The sequence below is a fragment of the Streptomyces sp. HmicA12 genome (genome assembly GCF_000373565.1).
In the GTDB taxonomy this organism is placed as follows: domain Bacteria; phylum Actinomycetota; class Actinomycetes; order Streptomycetales; family Streptomycetaceae; genus Streptomyces.
The window spans coordinates 44184-63505 of sequence record NZ_KB891815.1 but is presented as its reverse complement, the minus strand read 5'-3'; the positions used below and the strand labels follow the sequence as shown (position 1 = coordinate 63505).

General features: G+C 72.3%; 15 protein-coding genes. 12 read left to right on the top strand and 3 right to left on the bottom strand.

Annotated features, from left to right (window positions below):
• Positions 1-22: 22 nt before the first annotated feature.
• The 3 genes from B072_RS0124460 to B072_RS0124450 form a co-directional block, all read right to left on the bottom strand.
• The gene (locus B072_RS0124460) at positions 23-919 is read right to left on the bottom strand and encodes an NAD(+)/NADH kinase (RefSeq protein WP_018532586.1); all 897 of its coding nucleotides are present in this window, start codon (positions 917-919) and stop codon (positions 23-25) included.
• The gene (locus B072_RS0124455; RefSeq protein ID WP_018532587.1) at positions 916-1926 is read right to left on the bottom strand and encodes an SPFH domain-containing protein; all 1011 of its coding nucleotides are present in this window, start codon (positions 1924-1926) and stop codon (positions 916-918) included. The genes B072_RS0124460 and B072_RS0124455 overlap by 4 nt, the downstream gene beginning before the upstream one ends.
• Positions 1927-2013: 87 nt before the next feature.
• On the bottom strand, positions 2014-3057 hold the full coding sequence (locus tag B072_RS0124450) for a LacI family DNA-binding transcriptional regulator (protein ID WP_026246239.1): 1044 nt from the start codon (positions 3055-3057) through the stop codon (positions 2014-2016).
• 215 nt (positions 3058-3272) lie between these two features.
• Here B072_RS0124450 and B072_RS0124445 point away from each other — a divergent pair, with 215 nt between their 5' ends.
• The 12 genes from B072_RS0124445 to B072_RS0124390 all read left to right on the top strand — a co-directional run bounded on the left by B072_RS0124445 (position 3273) and on the right by B072_RS0124390 (position 19188).
• Positions 3273-4421 (top strand): Gfo/Idh/MocA family protein, encoded by a 1149-nt coding sequence (locus B072_RS0124445; protein ID WP_018532589.1) that lies wholly within the window; start codon positions 3273-3275, stop codon positions 4419-4421.
• Positions 4418-5341 carry a PmoA family protein gene (locus B072_RS0124440; RefSeq protein ID WP_018532590.1) on the top strand — a complete coding sequence of 308 codons (924 nt, stop codon included), beginning with the start codon at positions 4418-4420 and terminating at the stop codon, positions 5339-5341. Before B072_RS0124445 ends, B072_RS0124440 begins: the two co-directional genes overlap by 4 nt.
• Complete coding sequence (locus B072_RS0124435) at positions 5338-6063, top strand: cupin domain-containing protein (RefSeq protein WP_018532591.1); 726 nt, start codon at positions 5338-5340, stop codon at positions 6061-6063. The genes B072_RS0124440 and B072_RS0124435 overlap by 4 nt, the downstream gene beginning before the upstream one ends.
• A gap of 47 nt (positions 6064-6110) precedes the next feature.
• The gene (locus tag B072_RS0124430; RefSeq protein ID WP_018532592.1) at positions 6111-7445 is read left to right on the top strand and encodes an ABC transporter substrate-binding protein; all 1335 of its coding nucleotides are present in this window, start codon (positions 6111-6113) and stop codon (positions 7443-7445) included.
• Positions 7442-8407 carry a carbohydrate ABC transporter permease gene (locus B072_RS0124425; protein WP_018532593.1) on the top strand — a complete coding sequence of 322 codons (966 nt, stop codon included), beginning with the start codon at positions 7442-7444 and terminating at the stop codon, positions 8405-8407. The genes B072_RS0124430 and B072_RS0124425 overlap by 4 nt, the downstream gene beginning before the upstream one ends.
• Positions 8404-9270: an ABC transporter permease subunit gene (locus B072_RS0124420; protein ID WP_018532594.1), complete on the top strand. Its 867-nt coding sequence runs from the start codon at positions 8404-8406 to the stop codon at positions 9268-9270. The genes B072_RS0124425 and B072_RS0124420 overlap by 4 nt, the downstream gene beginning before the upstream one ends.
• A gap of 4 nt (positions 9271-9274) precedes the next feature.
• Positions 9275-9919 carry a hypothetical protein gene (locus B072_RS0124415; RefSeq protein WP_018532595.1) on the top strand — a complete coding sequence of 215 codons (645 nt, stop codon included), beginning with the start codon at positions 9275-9277 and terminating at the stop codon, positions 9917-9919.
• A gap of 37 nt (positions 9920-9956) precedes the next feature.
• On the top strand, positions 9957-11759 hold the full coding sequence (locus B072_RS0124410; protein WP_018532596.1) for a glycoside hydrolase family 2: 1803 nt from the start codon (positions 9957-9959) through the stop codon (positions 11757-11759).
• Positions 11760-11861: 102 nt separating this feature from the next.
• Positions 11862-15041: a discoidin domain-containing protein gene (locus B072_RS0124405; protein ID WP_234018914.1), complete on the top strand. Its 3180-nt coding sequence runs from the start codon at positions 11862-11864 to the stop codon at positions 15039-15041.
• Between the two features lie 229 nt (positions 15042-15270).
• Positions 15271-16128, top strand: coding sequence for an ABC transporter ATP-binding protein (locus tag B072_RS0124400; RefSeq protein ID WP_026246243.1), 858 nt, complete (start codon positions 15271-15273; stop codon positions 16126-16128).
• The gene (locus tag B072_RS0124395; protein ID WP_018532599.1) at positions 16125-17108 is read left to right on the top strand and encodes an iron-siderophore ABC transporter substrate-binding protein; all 984 of its coding nucleotides are present in this window, start codon (positions 16125-16127) and stop codon (positions 17106-17108) included. The genes B072_RS0124400 and B072_RS0124395 overlap by 4 nt, the downstream gene beginning before the upstream one ends.
• Before the next feature lie 4 nt (positions 17109-17112).
• Positions 17113-19188 (top strand): iron ABC transporter permease, encoded by a 2076-nt coding sequence (locus tag B072_RS0124390; RefSeq protein ID WP_020573024.1) that lies wholly within the window; start codon positions 17113-17115, stop codon positions 19186-19188.
• The last annotated feature ends 134 nt before the right edge of the window (positions 19189-19322 follow it).

Here is a 19322-nt window from a genome sequence, read left to right as displayed (position 1 = left end):
GACCCACGGCCCGCCGCCCCGGTCACCCCACCAACCGCAACCGCTCCCCGCACACCCCGACACGCACCGTCTGCCCCCAGGTCAGCGCGACCGCGTCCGCCTCCATGCCGTCCCCGAAAGCGACCAGACTCTCCGACTCCACGGTCAGGGACAGCCGGGCCGACGCCGTCAGTTCCCCCGCGCTCAGCCGCGTACCGGTGACCGGTGACGGCCACGCCTCGCGGACGAACCACAGCAGCCGGTCGTCCGTCGGGGCCGGCAGGCGCCCCGCGCCGCCCCGCTCCTGCCACACCGACCGGAGCCACCCGGTCGCCCCCGTTCCGGTACCGATCAGTACTCCGGAGGAGGCCTGGGCCTCGACGACAGCTCCATCGACGGAGGTGCTGTCGAGGCCCAGGCGGTATCGGGCGGTGCGGTGGCCGGCCGCACCGACGTAGATCTCGTTGAGCGCCACCAGGCGCTGTCCGTCGTCGGTGACCGCCTCCACCATGGTCAGTTCGTCGGTGCCGGCGGCCGTGCCCAGCAGCCGTGCGACGTCCGCCGGACGGTGGCGCACCAGCACGCCGGGATTGCGCCCCGGGTCCGCGTCGACCCCGACCACCGGCAGGGCGCCGACGTACTGGGCGACGTTCGCCACGAGCCCGTCCTGACCGACCACGATCACCACGTCCTGCGGCGCGAAGAGGAAACGGTCCAGATCCGCGCGCTCCACCGTCGCCCGCCGCCAGCTCAGCGGCACGGCGGCGGCCGCCTCGGTGAGCGCCCGCTGCGCCCGCCGGTGCCGCTCGGCGACCTCCGCGATGTCGCGGCCGCGGGACGAGAGGAAGAAGGCGGCCTGGCCGTGCGTGCCGTGCCGGGCCACCAACTCCTCGTACTCCGTGGTCCGGTGGACCAGGACGGCGCGGGGCGCGAGGCTCATTCCGGGCGCCCGCCGTCCGTCCCGAGGCGCGCGAGCAGGCCGGTCAGCACGTCGGGGGAGACCGTCACGCTCTCGATCCGCGGCAGGTTCTCGGCGAGCCGCGTGCCGGTCAGCGCGTGCAGCGTCGCCACGTCGGCCTCGCCGTGCACCCGCAGCCAGGCCGCCTGTGCCTGGGCCCGTGCCTCACCGACCTCGCGGGCGCCCTCCGCCTCCGCGCGGGCGAGGCTCACCTTGCGCTCGGCCTCGGCCTTGACGCGTACGGCGTCGGCGGCGGCGTTCTCCTCGGCCTCGCGGCGGCTGTTCGTGCCGCGTTGCTCGACCAACTGCTCCTCCCTGCGGGCCAGTTCGATCTGGCTCGCCAACTCGTTCTCCGCGATGGTGCGTTCACGCTCCACGGCCACGGCGCGCCGCTCGTACGTCGCCCGGTCGGCCTCCTGCTGGATGCGTTCCCGTGCCGGGGTGCGCAGGGCGCGCTCCACCTCGGGCTCGGGCCGCAGCGCCATCACCCGGACCGCGACCACCTCGATGCCGGTGGCGGGCAGCCGCGGCTCCTCGCCGAGCCCCGTCGCGACGGCGTCGCGGACGGCGGGCACCCCGTCGACGAGGGCCGACGCCAGAGCGGTGCGGGCGAGGACGTCCAGCGCGTGCTGCTGCGCGGTCTCGGTGAGGAGCGTCGCCAGCTGTTCCAGCGGAGCGCCGCGCCAGACACCCGAGTCCGGGTCGACGGAGAAGTCCAGGTGCTCGGCGGCGACCGCGGGATCACCGATCCGGTACGTCACCGTCGCCTGCACGGCCACGTCCTGGAAGTCCGCGGTGCGGGCATGGAAGGTCATCGCCAACTCCCGATCGTCGACCGGCACTTCGGAGATGGCGGCGCTCAGCGGGCGGAACCAGAAACTCAGCCCGGCGCCGTCGTGGGTGAGTCGCCCCGAACGGTGGTGGCGGATGTGGGCGGTGGGTGCGGCGCGCAGGTGGCGCCAGCCGAACCGTCGTGTGATGTCAGCCATGACGAAGCCCCCTCATTAGAGTCATCACGACTTTAAATGTGAGGGCCTGTTGTCGTCAAGCGGACGAGAAAGGGTGCTCGGGCGGCGTCAGGGGCGCACCTCCTCGCGAACGCCCAGTGTCGATTCGCGGGCCTCGAGCGCGTGCGGGGCCGTGTGGACCTCGAACGGGAGCGGCTCCTCCGCCTTGATGCGTGCGGCGAGACACCGGACGGACAGTGATGCGATGGCCGCCTTGTCCGGGACGACGGTGGTCAGCGACGGGGTGCTGTACAGCGCCTCCTGCGATCCGTCGACGCCGACCACGGCGATGTCGCCGGGGATGCTCAACCCGCTCTCGAACATGGCACGTTGGGCGCCGACGGCCAGCATGTCGCTGAAGCAGAAGACGGCGTCGGGGCGGTCGGCGGCCGGCAGTGCGAGCAGGGTGCGCATCGCGGCCAGGCCGCCCGGCCGGTCGAACTCGCCGATCGTGGGGGCCAGCCGGGGGTCGAAGGGCAGCCCGGCCGCGTGCAGCGCCGCGTGGTACCCCTCCAGGCGCTGGCGGCTGGTCGCGGACGCCTTGCGGTCGGCGCCGATCGCGGCGATCCGGGTGCGGCCCAGGCCGATCAGATGGGCCGTCGCGTCACGGGCGGCCCCGACGTTGTCGATCAGGACATGGTCGGCTCCGACACGGTCGCCCTCGTAACTGCGCTCGCCGAGCAGGACGAGCGGCAACTCGCTTGCAACGGGAGCCAGTTCGTCGGCCGAGACGTGCAGCGGCGACAGGATCACCCCGTCGAGCAGCGACGCGCTCACGCCGGTGGCGAGCCGCAGCTCCTCCGCCGGGTCCCCGAGGGTCTCCTCGATGAGGACGGTCAGGCCGAGCGCCGTCGCCTCGGTCCGCACGTGGTGGGCGAGTTCGGCGAAGTACGGCGTCGTCAGCTGCGGAACGGCCAGCGCGATCAGTCCGCTGCGCCCGGTCCGCAGCCGCCGGGCCGACGGATTCGGCCGGTAACCCAGCTCGCGGACGGCCCGCATCACCCGCTCCCGGGTGGCCGGAGCCACCTTCGGCGCCTCACGTACAACGTTGGAAGCCGTTTTGATGGACACCCCGGCGAGTTCCGCCACGTCCTTCAGCGTCACTGCTCCCACGATGAGGTCCCCTCCCTGGAGTTTTTCCAGATTATGCATGCTCAGAGGGGTGTTGTGAGGGTCGGGCGTTGGCTCGGAGTTCTTTTGCTCCGGAGGGTTGACCCTGCGGAGACGTGGCGGTTACAACGTTGGAACACATGCAAGGCAAGCGCTTGCTGCCGGCGTCGGTGGCCGCACCGCCGTGTCCATTCGCCTGTCCGACGAGAGGGACCGTCATGTCCTCGCAAGGTCCGAAGACTCCCCTGCGCACGGCCGTGGTCGGCGCCGGCGGGATCGCCCGCTCCAGCCACCTGCCCGCCCTGCGGACCCTCGCCGAGGAGGGCGAGACGGAGATCGTGGCCGCGGTCGATGTGAACGACGCGGCGGTGCGGGCCCTGGCGGAGGAGTTCGCGATCCCGTACGCGTCGACCGACCTCGACGCGATGCTCGCCGAAGTGCGCCCCGACCTCGTCGTGTTGTGCACCCCGCCGGCCGTGCACCGGGAACAGTCCGTGGCCGCGCTCAAGGCGGGCGCGTACGTGTGGTGCGAGAAGCCGCCGTGCCCCTCGCTGGCCGACTACGACGCCGTGGAGGCGGCCGAACCGGGCGACGACACCGCGCCGTACTCCTCCATCGTCTTCCAGCACCGCTTCGGCTCCGGCGCCCGGCACGTGCGGCGACTGCTGCGGGAAGGCGCCTTCGGACGGCAGTTGGTCGCGCACTGCCAGACCACCTGGTACCGGGACACCGCCTACTACGCCGTTCCCTGGCGCGGCCGTTGGGCGACCGAGGGCGGCGGCCCGGCCATGGGACACGGCATCCACCAGACCGATCTGCTGCTCGACCTGATGGGCCCGTGGTCCGAGGTGCGCGGCATGGCGGCCCGCCTGGTGCACGACGTGGAGACCGAGGACGTCTCCACCGCCCAGGTCCGCTTCGCCGACGGCGCCGTCGCCACGGTCGTCAACAGCGTGCTCAGCCCGGACGAGGTCAGCCGCATCCGCATCGACTGCGAGCGCGCGACCATCGAGCTCACCCACCTGTACGGCTACCGCAACGCGGACTGGCGCATCACCCCCGCCCCCGGCGTCCCCACCGAGGAGGCCGCCGCCTGGCAGGACTTCGGCGCCGACGAGCCCAGCTCGCACCTGGCCCAACTGCGCGCCCTGGTGGCCGACATCAACGCCGGGCGACGCCACCCGACCAGCGGCGAGGGCGGCCGCCGCACGCTCGAGTTCATCACCGCCCTCTACAAGTCCGCGTTCACCGACACCACGGTCCGCGCCGGGGACATCGGCCCCGGCGACCCCTACTACACCGCCCTGCACGGCGACGCCCCCGGCTGGGCGCCCGCCGACGCCCGTACGGAAGAGGCCCAGGCATGACGCTCGCACTCACCCACGCCCACGGCGACCGCATCACCGTGGTCCACGAGGCCACCGGCACCGAGCTGTTCGCCTACGTGTACCGCCCGGAGGCCGCGTGGGAGGCCCCCAAGCCCTACCTCCACCCGATCCGCACCCTGTCCGGTGCCGTCGTCACCGACTACCGCCCCAACGACCACCGTTGGCACAAGGGACTCCAGCTCACCGCCTCCCACCTCTCGGGCCAGAACCTGTGGGGCGGCAACACCTACGTGCACGGCGAGGGATATCTCCCGCTGCACGAGAGGATCGGCTCGATGGCGCACGTCGCCTTCGACGAGGTCTCCGCCACCGGCGACCGGGCCGTGATCGCCGAACGCCTCACCTGGCACCCGTACGACGGGGAGCTGTGGGCCGAGGAGGAGCGCCGCCTGGAGGTGTCGCACCTCGACACGGCGGCCGGCAGCTGGGCGCTGACCTGGACCTCGTCGGTGACCAACCGTCGCGCCGAGCCCCTGCACTTCGGCAGCCCCACCACCCACGGCCGCCCCGCCGCCGGATACACCGGACTGTTCTGGCGCGGCCCGCGCGCCTTCCGCGACGGCCGGGTGTTCAGCGCCGAGGCCGACAGCGGCGACCTGATGGGCACGCAGGCGCCGTGGCTGGCGTACGTCGGCGAGCACGACGAGCGCGACGGACACGCGACCCTGGTCTTCGAGCACGCGGCGGGCAACGACCACACGGGGGAGAAGGGGACGCACCCGGCGCACTGGTTCGTGCGCAGCGACCCGTTCGCCGCCGTCGCCCCGTCCTGGGCGTTCCACGACGAGCTGGTCCTCGCCCCCGGCGACACGCTCTCCCGCTCCTACCGGGTCACCGTCGCCGACGGCGCCTGGGACCGCGAGCAGGTCGCCGCGCAGGTCGAGGGGAACGCGTGGTGAGCGCGGCGTACGACGGTTTCCCCGGCGCGGTCGGCGTCTCCCGGCTGCGCGTCTACGACTGGCCCACCGTCGAGGGCCTGCCCGGCGGCGGCACCCCGCACCTGCACCTCGCGTGCAGCGAGGGGTACGTGGTGACCGCCGGGCGCGGCCGGGTGCAGACCCTGACCCTCTCCGGGTACGAGGAGACGGCCCTGGAGCCCGGCACCGTCGCCTGGTTCACGCCCGGCACGATCCACCGCCTGGTCAACGACGGCGCGTTGGAGATCACCGTCGTGATGCAGAACAGCGGCCTGCCCGAGGCGGGCGACGCGGTCCTCACCCTTCCGCAGGACCTGCTCGACGACCCCGACACGTACGCGGACGCCGTGCGCATCCCCGACGACGTGCCCGAGGCCGAGCAGGTGGAGATCGCCCGCGCCCGCAGGGACCTGGCCACGCGCCGCTTCCTGGAACTGCGCGCGGCCACCGAAGCGGGCGACCCGGCACCCCTGGAGGCGTTCCAGCAGGCCGCCGCCGCACTGATCCGCCCCCGCCTCGACGCCTGGGAACAGCGCTGGCGCGACGGCGCGCAGGCCGCCGCGTCGGCGACCGGGGCCCAGCTGCACGCCTTGCGCGGACAGCACACGGAGCACCTCGCGCACGCCCGGGTCGCGGCCACCGGACCCACCGCACGCGGCCGGTTCGGCATGTGCGGGCGGCTCGACGTCTATCCGGGCATCTGAGGCCCGCACCTGTCCTTCCACCTCCGCCACCCCTCAGGAGGGCAACCATGCCCGAACCCCCACGCCGTCGACGCCGCCTGCCCCGCCGGGCCGTCCTCGCCACGGCCGCCGTCGCCCTCAGCACCGCGCTGACCGGCACGCTCTCCGCCTGCTCCGGCGCGAGCGGCGAGGCGGCGCACGGCGTCACGATCACCTTCACCTGGTGGGGCAACGACGACCGCGCCACCCGCACGAAGAAGGCCGTAGAGCTCTTCGAGAAGGAACACCCCGGCGTCACCGTCCGCACATCGAACGCCGACTTCGGCGCGTACATGCAGAAGCTCGCCACCCAGGCGGCCGGCGGCGGCATCCCCGACGTCGCGCAGCTGGACTACCGGCAGATCTCGCAGTACTCCGACGGCAACGCGCTCCTGCCGCTCGACAAGGCGATCCGCGACAAAGCGATCCGCACGTCCGAGATGGACAAGGAACTCGTGCGCACCGGCACCTTCAAGGGCACGCAGTACGCCATGCCGATGGGCCGCGGGATCACCGGATACGCGTACGACACCAAGATCTACAGGAAGGCGGGCGTCCCCACGCCCGAACCCGACTGGACCTGGCGGGACTTCGCCGAGGCCAACAAGAAGATCGCGGCCCTGGGGTTGAAGGCCCCGGACGGGCGGGCCGTCGCCGGTTCCAACGACGGCGCCACGAACGAGGACGTCTTCGAGGACTGGCTGCGCAGCCGCGGCGGCAAGCTCTACGCGAGCCAGACCAGGCTCGGCTTCACCGAGGACGACCTCACCGCGTTCTGGACGTACTTCAACGATCAGCGCAAGCACGGCGCCGTCGCGAAGGCCGAGGACACCGTGCAGGCCGACAGCACCGAGTGGACACCCATCGGACGCGGGCTCGCCGCCGCCGACTACACCTGGGACGCCACCTTCCCCGGCTATCCGGCGCTCCTGGGCGACCAGGTGCGCATCGGGCCGGTCCCCACCACCGACGGCCGCGCCGGCAACTACTTCAAGCCGTCGATGCTGCTCGGCGTCGGGGCGCACACCCCCCACCCCAAGGAGGCGACCGAGTTGATCGACTTCCTCCTCAACGACAAGCGGGCCGGCGACATCCTCGGCTTCACCCGCTCCACCCCGCCCAACCGCGCGATCGCCACCCGCGTGGCCAAGACCCTCAAGGGCCCCGAGCTGGAGATCTACCGCTACGGACAGATGATGGAGAAGTACGGGGTCGACGCACCGCCCGCCGCGCCGCCCCGCGGCGACGTCGCGATCCAGACCGCCTTCAACCGCAACTACCAGCGCGTCATGTACGACCTCGCGTCGCCGCGGCAGGCGGCCCGTGAGTTCATCGACGAGGCGAACCGGGAGCTGAGGTCATGACGGCGCTGTCGACCCAGGCGCCCCCGCGCGCCGACCGCACGACGAAGCCCCGGCCGAAGAGCGCCCGGCGCCGCCGCCGTGAACAGCAGTGGCCCGCCTACGTGTTCCTGTCGCCCTGGATGATCGGCGCCGTGGTGCTGACCCTGGTGCCGATGGCGGTCTCGCTCTACCTGTCCTTCACGGACTACAACCTCTTCGACCCGCCGCACTGGGTGGGCCTGCGCAACTACACCGAGATGCTCACCGAGGACCCCCGCTACTGGCGCTCGGTCGGCACCACCCTCCTGTACGTCGTGATCGCCGTTCCGCTCAAGCTCGGCCTCGCGCTCGGCGCGGCGATGCTCCTGAAGAACCTCGGCCGCGGCCGCGCCTTCTACCGCTCCGCCTTCTACGCGCCGTCGCTGCTCGGCGCGAGCATGTCCATCGCGCTGGTGTGGCGTGCCCTGTACAACGACGGCGGCACGATCCCGAACCTGCTCGACTCGATCGGCATCCACACCGGCGGCTGGGTCGGCAACCCCGACCTCGCGATCTACGTCGTGGTCGCCCTGACGGCCTGGCAGTTCGGCGCCCCGATGGTCATCTTCCTGGCGGGGCTCCAGCAGATCTCGCCCGACCTGTACGAGGCGGCCGCCCTCGACGGCGCCGGCCGCTGGCGGCAGTTCGTCTCCATCACCGTGCCGATGCTGTCCCCGGTCGTCTTCTTCAACCTGGTCCTGGAGATGATCCAGTCCTTCCAGGTCTTCACCCCGGCCTTCGTGGTCAGCAACGGCAGCGGCCGGCCCGCCGACTCCATCAACTTCTACACCCTCTACCTGTACGAGCGCGGCTTCACCGCCTCCCACATGGGTTACGCGGCGGCGATGGCCTGGCTCCTGCTGATCGCCATCGGCGTCATCACCCTGATCCTGTTCCGGACCTCCCGGTCCTGGGTCTTCTACGCGGACGAGGAGGGGCGATGAGTCTCACCGCCAAGAACCTCACGGGCAGCGGCCCGGACCTCAAGCGCTGGCTGCCGCACACCGTCGCGCTCGTCTCCCTGCTGGTGCTGCTCTACCCGCTGGCCTGGCTGCTCGCCACGTCCCTGAAACCGGCCGACGAGGTCGTCACCAGCCTCGACCTGTGGCCCAGCCACCTGGAGTGGTCCAACTACACCACCGCCCTGGACGGCGTCTCCGGCGTCAGCGTGACCCGGCTGCTCGGCAACTCGCTGATGATCGCGGTCGGCGCGGTGATCGGGAACGTCCTGTCCTGCTCGCTGGCCGCCTACGCCTTCGCGCGGCTGCGGTTCCGGATGCGCGGCCCCATGTTCGGCTTCATGGTGGCGACGCTGATGCTGCCCCACCATGTCGTCCTGATTCCGCAGTACATCATCTTCAACCGCCTCGGCCTGGTGGACACCTACTGGCCGCTGATCCTGCCCAAGTTCCTCGCCACCGAGGCGTTCTTCGTCTTCCTCATCGTCCAGTTCATGCGCGGGCTGCCGCGCGAGCTGGAGGAGTCGGCGCGCATCGACGGCTGCGGAGCGTTCCGTACGTACTGGGCCATCACCCTGCCGCTGAGCCGTCCGGCACTGATCACCACGGCGATCTTCGCCTTCATCTGGACGTGGAACGACTTCTTCACGCAGATGATCTATCTGTTCGCGCCGGAGAAGTTCACCATCACCCTGGCGCTGCGCAGCTTCGTCGACCAGTCCAGCACCTCCGCGTACGGGCCCATGTTCGCCATGTCGGTGATCTCGGTCCTGCCCATCGTGCTCTTCTTCTTCGTCTTCCAGCGCTACCTGGTGCAGGGCATGGCGACCTCCGGACTGAAGGGCTGACCCCATGGCCACCGATCACATGACCGCCGCGCACCGGGTCAAGACGCCCGCCGCGGAGAGCCGCCGACGCCGTGAACCCGGCGAGGTCTTCGGCTCCGGGTTCACGATGTTCGCCGACATGCTCCTCGTGGGGCTGCTCACCAGCCTCGCCTGCCTGCCCGTCGTGACCGCGCCGGCCGCGTTCGCCGCCGCGTCGGGAACCCTGCGACAGGCCGCGGAGACCGGCACCCAGGCCGACGTGGGCGGGTTCGTCCGCCGCCTGCGCGCCCGCACCACCGCACGTTCCGTCGCCGCCGGGCTGCTGCTGCCGCTCGTCGCGGTGGCGGTGCTCGTCGACACCGCCCTGCTGCGCAGCGATCTGCCCGGCGCCGGGCTCGTGGCGCCCGCGCTCGTCCTGCTGACCGTCGGCGGCGCGGTCGTGGCGCTGCGCTGCACGGCCCTGCCGGGAGCCGACCAACTGTCTCTGCGCGCGGGCCTGTTGCGGACCTCGGCCGATCCGCGAGGGAGCGTCCTGCTGCTCGCCGCGGTGGTCCTCGCCGGACTGCTCATGTGGTCCACGCCGCTGCTGCTGCCGCTGCTCCCGGGACCGCTGGCCTTCGCCGCCACCGTCGTCGACCTGCGCACGGCCGGGCCCGACGCGCGCACCTGAACCACCGCACCCTGCACGAGATCACCGGAGTTCCACGATGCACCCCACCCATCTCGACGCCGCGGGCCATCCGCGCCCGCAGCTCGTCCGCGACCCGAACTGGCGCGACCTGAGCGGACCGTGGCGGTTCGCCCACGACGACGCGGACCTCGGCCGCCGGGCCCGCTGGCCGGACCCCGACGTCACCGCACCCTTCACCGCCACCATCACCGTGCCCTACCCGCCCGAGTCCCCGGCCTCCGGCATCCACGACACCGGCTTCCACCCGGTGGTCTGGTACCGCCGCAGCGTGGACCTGACCAGGCCCGCGGCAGGCCGCCGGCTGCTGCTGCACTTCGGTGCCGTGGACCACCGGGCCGAAGTGTGGCTCGACGGCCGGCCGGTCGGCCGGCACGAGGGCGGCCACACCGGATTCACCTGCGACCTCACCGACGCCGTCGACCGCGACGGCCCCCACGTGATCGTGGTGCGCGCCGAGGACCAGCCCCAGGACACGACCCAGCCGCGAGGCAAGCAGGACTGGCGGCGCGACCCGCACGTCATCTGGTACCACCGCACCACCGGCATCTGGCAGCCCGTGTGGCTCGAGGAGGTCCCCGACGAACACCTCGTGAGCCTGCACTGGACGCCGGACGTCACCCGGGCGCGCGTGCACTGCCAGGTGAGGCTCAGCCAGTGGCCGCGCGGGGAAAGGCAGTTGACGGTACGGCTCGCGCACGGGGAGCGGGTCCTGGCCGAACAGCGGATCCGCACCGACCAGCAGGAGACCGCGTTCGACATCACGGTCCCCGCCCTGCGCCACGGGCAGGATCTCGACGACCTGCTCTGGACGCCCGAGCATCCGCACCTGGTCGACGCGACCGTGACGCTCACGGACACCGACGACGCACCCCTCGACCGGGTCGCGTCCTATCTCGGGCTGCGCGACATCGACTGGAACGACGGCCTCTTCCTCCTCAACCACAAGCCGTACTTCCTGCGCTTCGCCCTGCAACAGGCCTACTGGCCCGACACCCACCTGGCTGCCCCGGGCGAGGCTCTGCGCCGCGACGCCGAACTCGCCAAGGAGATCGGCCTCAACGGGCTGCGGATCCACCAGAAGATCGAGGATCCGCGCTTCCTGTACTGGGCGGACCGGCTCGGGCTGCTGCTGTGGGAGGAGATGCCGTCCGCGTACGCCTTCGGGACGGCGACCGTCGAGCGTGTCACCCACGAGTGGACCGAGGCCGTCACACGCGACCTGAGCCACCCCTCGATCATGGCCTGGGTCCCGGTCAACGAGTCCTGGTCCGTGCCGAACCCCGCCCACGTCCCGGCCCAGCGCCACTTCATGGACGCGCTCTACCACCTGACCAAGGCCCTCGACCCCTCGCGGCCCGCGGTCTCGAACGACGGCTGGGAGATCTCCCGGGCCGACGTGTGGGGCGTGCACGACTACACGCAGGACGCCGCCACCCTGCGCCGCCGCTACGGGCACGACGCGCTGCGCCGAGGCGAACTGCGCGAACAGTGGCCCGGCGCCAAGCGACTCCTCCTCGACGGCGTCGAACACGACCAACAGCCCGTAGTCCTCAGCGAGTTCGGCGGCGCGACCTTCGAGCCGGCGGCGGGGGAGGAGTGGTTCGGCTACGACACCGTGGCCACCGGCAAGGACTTCGCCGAGCGGCTCTCCTCGCTCGTCGAGGCCGCCGTCGACTCCGGCCTCGCGGGCTTCTGCTACACGCAGTTCACCGACACGCTCCAGGAGACCAACGGCCTGCTCACCGCTGACCGGGAGCCCAAGATCCCCGTCGCCGAGCTGCGCGCCGTCCTCACCCGAACCCGTACGGCGTCCGGCTGACCAGGCGTCCTGTGCCCTCGCATCAATTCCGCCCCATGCGTTGACGTACGTCCCACGGACGCCGACTATGGGGCGGCCCCCCTGCTGACAACGTTGTCTCGCGTGAGAGGACCACCCGTGCCGCCCCTGAACGACCCGGTCGACCTGATCAACCGCAGGCGCCTGCTCCAACTCCTCGGCCTCACCGGTGCGGCAACCGTGCTGCCGGGCACACTCGGCGCGGCCGGGGCCCACGCGGCGGACGGCACCGCCACCGCATCCGCCGGAACCGGCACCCCGCCGGACGACGTCGCCGCCGTCTACCACCGCGTCCTGCTCCAGCACACCCGCTGGTCGGAGACGCAGTGGGACGAGGCCAAGGGGTACTACACGGCGAAGGACTTCGGCTTCGCCGTGGTGCTCGGCAACGCCCTCCTGCTCACCCACGGCACGTACGACGCGGACCTCGCCGGTGTCGCGCGCGACGAACTCGCCCGGCGCACGGTGGCCACCCTGCGCCACTTCGCCGCCTCGAACCGGCTCACCGGCGGCACCGAGTGGGGCCGCACCCTTTTCTTCGACACGACCTTCCAGCTGTACTTCGTCCTCGCCGCCCGGCTGCTCTGGGACGACCTCGACGCCGAGACCCGGGCGAACGTCGACAAGATCACCCGCGAGCAGGCCGCGTACACCACGGCCTTGGGCACGGGCGACGACCCCGCCTCCGGTTCCTGGACGCCGCACGGCCTGGCCGGCGGCCACGAGGGGGACACCAAGCTGGAGGAGATGGGCGTCTACGCGCAGTCGCTCGCCCCCGCCCTGGCCTGGGCGTCCGACGACGCGCGCGCCGCCGACTGGCGCGACGCGTACGGACTGTGGTCGCGCAACGAGACGGGCCTGCCGCCCGCAGACCTCGCCAACCCGGCCCTGGTCGACGGCGTGCCGGTCGCGCGCAACACCGCCCGCAATCTCTACGACACGTTCATCGTGGAGAACCACGGCTCGTTCGGCCCGCACTACCAGGAAGAGCTGTTCCGCACGTCGGGGCGGAACGCCGCCCACTTCCTGACCGCGGGCCGGCCGCTGCCCGAGGTCCTCACACACCAGCCGAACGGCACGGCGCTGTGGCGGACCCTGCTCGGCGTGATGAGCGACGCGGGCGAGCCGCTGATGCCGATGGTCAATGACCGCGAGCACCTCTACGGCCGGGACGTGATCCCCCTGGCGTTCCTGTCGCAGGTGCTGGGCGACCGGGCCGCGGCGCGCGCCGAACAGGAGCTGGCGCAGCGGCTGGAGGCGTACCAGAAGTATCCGCCGGAGTACCGGCTGGCGAAGTTCTCCGGGGAGCCGAAGTACGAGCCCGAGGCCCGGGCCGAGATCGCCATCAGCTATCTCCTGCACGTGTGGGCGGCGGCCGAGAAGCGCCAGGTGACCCCGTACTCGCGCGCCGAACTGTTCGCGCACGCCTCGGGGGTGACCGACTTCGGCACCGGACCCGGACTCGTCTCCCACCAGTCGCCCGCGGCCTGGGCGGGAGCCGTCTCCAAGCCCGGATTCGTGAAGTTCACCTGGCAGCCGGCGCACGACGACTGGCTGTTCCGGCTCAGCGGCGCCACCCCCATGTTCCTGCCCGCGACGAGCGGCAAGGTCGCCGGGCGCACGGTGCGTGTGTACGAGAAGGTCCGTGACGGCTTCGACGGCAGCGCGACCCTGCTGCGACTGGACGGCGGACACGCCGGATTCACCACTCTGCCCACCGGCTCCGTCGTCTACGCGAGCAGCGGGACGGCCGCGGGCGAGGGCCACCTGGAGATCCACAACCTCACGATGCCCGGAATCGAGGGGCTCGACGGCAACCGCACGTACCGCTTCGAGGAGGGACAGGTGTCGGTCCGCGCGGCCGACGCGTCCCCCGCGGCGAGCGCCGACGCGGGCGGGCGCGTGGACCGGCTGACGTTCCCGCGCGCGACGGTCCGCCACCTCCGCATGCTGGGCGTGCGCCCCGACCCGTCGTACGGCTACTCCCTGTACGCCCTTGAGGCGCGAGCCGACGCCGAGGGTCCCGACCTGGCGCGCGGCAAGGCGGCGACGGCGTCCTCCGCCGACACGGGCAAGGCGGCTGGGCTCGCGGTGGACGGCGAAGCCGCGACCCGCTGGGCCGTCTCCAAGGCCGATCGTCCGCGCGCCGACAGCTGGCTGGCCGTCGACCTCGGCATGGCCCAGGAGGTCGCCGAGGTCACCCTCAGCTGGGAGGCCGCGGCGGGCCGTGCGTACCGCGTCCAGGGCTCGGCGGACGGCACCGACTGGCAGGACCTGGTGGCCTGGCCGGTGCCCGAGGCGAGCAGCCGGGGCGGCTGGCTGGACGTCGACGGCCGGGCCGGACTCGTCGTGCGCGGCACGGATCATCCCCTGTCCGTCTACGGCGACACGATCGTGCTGTCCGACGGAGCAGCGGCGCCGCTCGTGGTCGAGGGCTTCGCCCAGGCGTCCGCGACGAAGCTGCGGGACCTCGCCCGCGAGAGCGGCCCGACCGCGGAGCACACCGCCGTGCGGGCGGCGCTGACCGACGGACACCTGAGCCTGTTCAACCTCTCCGGCGACCCCGTCGCGACGCCGGTCGCCGTCCCCCAGTCCCGTACGCGCGTCGTGGTCTTCGAGGGCACCCAGACCGTGACCGGGGACGGCACGACGTTCGAGGCCCGGCTCGACGCGGCCGCCGCGCGCCTGCTGCCGACCCGCTTCACGCTCACCCCGGCGAAGGGCGACTCCCTGCCGACGGGCCTGCGCGTACAGGTGGACAACGGCGCGCGGCTGCGCCTGTCCGGCGCGGACGCCCGGATACGGGTCGAGGGACAGGGGCGCACCGCCTCCGTCACCGTCCACGCCCGTCGGGAGACCGTGGTCGACCTGCGCGGTGCCGCCGCCTTCCCGCACCCGGACCTGGCTCTGGGGCGCGAGGTCTTCCCCAACAGCCCGCTGCCCGAGGAGATGTCGGACCCGAGCGCGGCGGTGGACGGCGACACCGCCACGTCGTGGCGGCCCGGCCGCGACGGCCGTCTGGTCGTGGACCTCGGCGCCGTCCAGCGGATCAGCGCCGTGGAGGCGCAGTGGACGACCGGCGCGGCGCCCACCGGGCGCGTGCAGTTCAGCGACGACGGCATCGACTACCGCGACGCGGGACGGACCAGCGGCCGCGGGTCCACTCGGCAGCTGTCCGCCGATGGTTCGGCCCGGTATGTCGCGTTCCAGGTGGAGGGTGAGCCGTCCGCGCGCACCCGGCTGGTCCGGCTCTCCGTGCGGTGAGCCGCTGACACCTGGCGGGCCGCCGCCCTCTGGCCTCCGGGCCGGGCGGCGGCCTTTTCGGTGCCTGATCCATGTCGACTCGAAGGGGGAGGTGTCACAGCAACGCACCTACGGTGAAGGCGAGTTGATGGCGGGGCGACTTTCTGGCCGAGTTTCCTCTTGCGGGTGATGCGACCGTCCCGCGGGACCCCCTCCCGGTCGGTGCTTAGGTTAGGCTAACCTTTGCCGCGTGCAAGCTGAAGAGACCAGCGTGGCCCCACGCCCCCAGGGTCATGAACTGTCCGCGACGGGCGTCACCGTGGCGTACGAGGGCGTCGACGTCGTCCACGACGCGGCGATGACCGTGCGGCCGGGCGAAGTGACGGTCCTGGTGGGGCCGAACGGCAGCGGCAAGTCCACGTTGCTGCGCACGCTCGCGCGGCTGCAACGGCCCAGGACGGCCACGCTCGTCCTCGACGGCGACACCGACGGCCTCACCCTCGGACCCCGCGAGTTCGCGCGCCGCGTCGCCCTGCTCACCCAAGGGCGGCCCACGCCCAGTGGCCTGACGGTGCGGGACGTCGTCGAGTTCGGCCGCTACCCGTACCGGGGGCGCTGGGGCAAGGCGGACCCGGGCGGGCGGGAGGCGGTCGACCACGCGCTCGCGCTGACCGGCGTCGCGGCGCTCGCGGACCGCGGCGCCGAGCACCTGTCCGGCGGCCAGCTCCAGCGCGTCTGGCTCGCCGGCTGCCTCGCCCAGCAGACCGGCGTGCTCCTGCTCGACGAGCCCACCACCTACCTCGATCTGCGTTACCAGGTCGAACTCCTCGACCTGATGCGGGACTTGGCGCAGGACCACGGCATCGCCGTCGGTGCCGTCCTGCACGACCTCGACCAGGCCGCGGCCGTGGCCGACCGCATCGTGCTCCTCGACTCGGGGCGCGTCGTCGCGGACGGCGCCCCCGAGGACGTACTGACCGCCGACCGGCTCTCCGCCACGTACGGCATCCGCATCGAGGTCGACACCGACCCCCTCACCGGCCGGCTGCGCACGCGCGCCCTCGGCCGTCATCACGAACGTACCGAAAGGCTGCGCACCACCTCATGAGACGCCTCCTGATCACCACGGCGGCCGCCACCGTCGCCGCTCTCGCCCTGACCGCGTGCGGCACCACCGAGCCCGCGGCGGACGCCGACACCAAGAAGAGCACCGAGAAGATCCAGCTCACCGACGCCACCGGCGCGAAGGTGAAGCTCGACGGCCCCGCCAAGAAGGTCGTCGGCACCGAGTGGAACGTCGTCGAGAGCCTGATATCCCTCGGTGTCGCCCCGGCGGGCGTCGCCGATGTCAAGGGGTACAAGACCTGGGACGCGGCCGCCCCGCTGACGAACGACGCCAAGGACATCGGCACGCGCGGTGAGCCGAGCATGGACACCGTCGCCGCCATCAAGCCCGACCTCGTCGTCGCGACGACCGACCTCCCCGCGGCCGCCGTCAAGCAGCTGCGCAAGATCGCCCCGGTGCTCACCGTCACGTCCGCCGACGCGTCCGACCCGGTCGGCCAGATGACGGAGAACCTCGACCTGATCGCCGAGGCCACCGGCACCACCGAGAAGTCCACGCAGCTGAAGAAGGACTTCGACGCGAAGCTCGCCGAGGGGAAGAAGGCGCTCGCCGACGCCGATCTGGCCGGTGCCGACATCGCCTTCGCCGACGGGTGGGTGGCGTCCAACCAGGTCTCCGTGCGGCCGTACACCAGCGGTTCGCTGATCGGCGGCGTCAACGAGAAGCTCGGTCTGAAGAACGCCTGGACGGTCAAGGGCGACAAGGCCTACGGCCTCGGTGCCACCGACGTCGAGGGGCTCACCAAGCTTCCCGACGACGTGCACTTCGCCTACATCGGCAACGACGACGACAAGAACGCCACCCCGTACGCCGGTGCCCTGACCAAGGACAAGGTCTGGACGTCGCTGCCGTTCGTCAAGAAGGGCCAGGTGCACCGACTGCCCGACGGCATCTGGATGTTCGGCGGCACCGAGTCGATGAGCAAGTACGTCGACTCCGTCGTCGAGGCGCTGACGAAGTAGCACCATGGCCGTCACCACCACCGCACCCACCACCCGTCCCCAGGTGGCCGCATCCCGTACGGGTGCGGCCGTGGTGACGACCGCGCTGCTCACCCTCGTCGCCGCCCTCGCGGCCGTCGACATCACCCAGGGCACGGCCGCCGTCGGCGCCCCCGAGGTCTGGAAGGCGCTCACCGGCCGGGCCGACACCGGTGACGCGTCCGTCGTCATCGCCTCCCGGCTGCCGAGGATGTGCGCAGGACTGCTCGTCGGCGCCCTCCTCGGCATGGCGGGCACCGCCCTGCAGAAGATCAGCCGCAACGTCATCGCCGCACCGGACACCCTTGCCGTCAACGCCGGTTCGTACCTCGCCCTCGGGCTCGCCGCCGTCACCGGGGCCTCGCTGCCGCTGGTCGCCTCGTCCGGTGTCGCCTTCGTCGGCGGGCTCGCGGCGGCGGCCGTCGTCCTCGGGCTCTCCGGCCTCGGCGCGGGCACCGTCCGCCTCGTCCTCGCGGGCAGCGCCCTCACCCTCGGCCTGGCCGCCGTCACCCAGGGGCTGATCCTGCTGTTCCCGCGGGAGACGGAGGGCCTGTACGCCTGGAACCAGGGCAGCATCGGGCAGAACGGCTTCGACGGCGTCCTGCAGATGGTGCCCGTCGGGCTCGTCGGCCTGCTCGGTCTGCTGCTGATCGCCCGCCGCGTCGACGCCCTGGCGCTCGGCGACGACGCGGCGCGTGGCGTCGGCGTCCCCGTCCGCTCCACCCGGATCATCGCCGTCGTCCTGTCCGCGCTGCTCTCCGCGGCCGCCGTCACCCTCGCGGGACCCATCGGGTTCGTCGGCCTGTGCGCGCCCGCCCTCGTACGCGCGCTCACCCGCAGGTTCCACGCGTTCACGAAGTCCCGTGCCGCGCTGGGGTTCGCGGGACTGACCGGCGCGGCCCTCGTCCTCGGCTCCGACGTCCTGCTGCGCGCCCTCGTCGCGGCGGACACCGCCGTCGCGGTGCCCACCGGCGTCGTCACCAGCCTGGTCGGCGCCGTCTTCCTCGTCGTCATGGCGGCCCGGGTCCGGGACACCGGCGGAGCCGCCGCCGTCGACCGGATCCGCCTGCGCAGCCGGACGACCTTCGTCATCACGACCACGGCTCTGGTGGCCGTGACCGTGGGTGTGGCGATCGCCGCGCTGTTGCTCGGAGACAGCAAGCTCCTGCTGGGTGACGTGGCCAACTGGGCGCAGGGCAGGGCCGGTCAGACCGTCTCCTTCGTCCTGGAGACCCGGCTGCCCCGGGTCGTCGCGGCCCTGCTCGCCGGCGCGGCGCTCGCCCTCGCCGGAACACTCATCCAGGCCGTGACCCGCAACCCCCTCGCCGAACCAGGGGTGTTGGGCGTCACCAACGGCGCGGCGGTGGGCGCGGTCCTGCTCGTCACGACGGTCCCGATGGCGGGGACGTGGAGCGTCGCCGGAGGAGCGTTCGCGGGCGCCGCGCTCAGCGCCGTGATCGTGTTCGGCCTCGCGGCGAAGGGCGGATTCCAGCAGAACCGCCTCGTCCTCGTCGGCTTCGGCGTCGCCACCGGGGCCGCGGCCCTGACCAGCCTCATGATCATCCTCACCGATCCGTTCAACGCGACGAAGGCCCTCACCTGGCTCGCCGGCTCCACGTACGGGCGGACCCTGGCCGACTCGGCGCCGCTGGCCATCGTCCTCGTCGCGGGCATCGCCGTGGCGGTGAGCCGGCGCGGCGAGCTGGACCTGGTCGCGCTTGACGAGGACACCCCGCGCCTGCTCGGCCTGCCGCTGAGCCGCGCGCGCCTGGGCTTCCTCGTCCTCAGTGTCCTGCTCAGCGCCACCGCGGTCGCCGCCGCGGGCACGATCGGCTTCGTCGGCCTCGTCGCCCCGCACGCCGCCCGGGCCCTGGTCGGCCGCCGCCACGTCCGCGTCCTCCCGGTCGCCCTGCTCCTCGGCGCGTCCCTGGTCTGCACGGCGGACCTCCTGGGCCGCACCGTGATCGCACCGGCGCAGCTGGGCGCGGGCCTGATGACGGCCGTGATCGGGACGCCGTACTTCCTGTATCTGCTGGCGCGGGGGAGGAGCGGCGGCCGCTGAGGCGGCACGTCGGAGGGCCCGGGAACGGGCCCTCGCGATCTTGACCGGGCCCCTTTCGAAGATGACCCGGTCACGAGATATCTTGATGTCGAGCAATATTGAGCAGACTGAGAAACACTGCCGACGATGGAAGA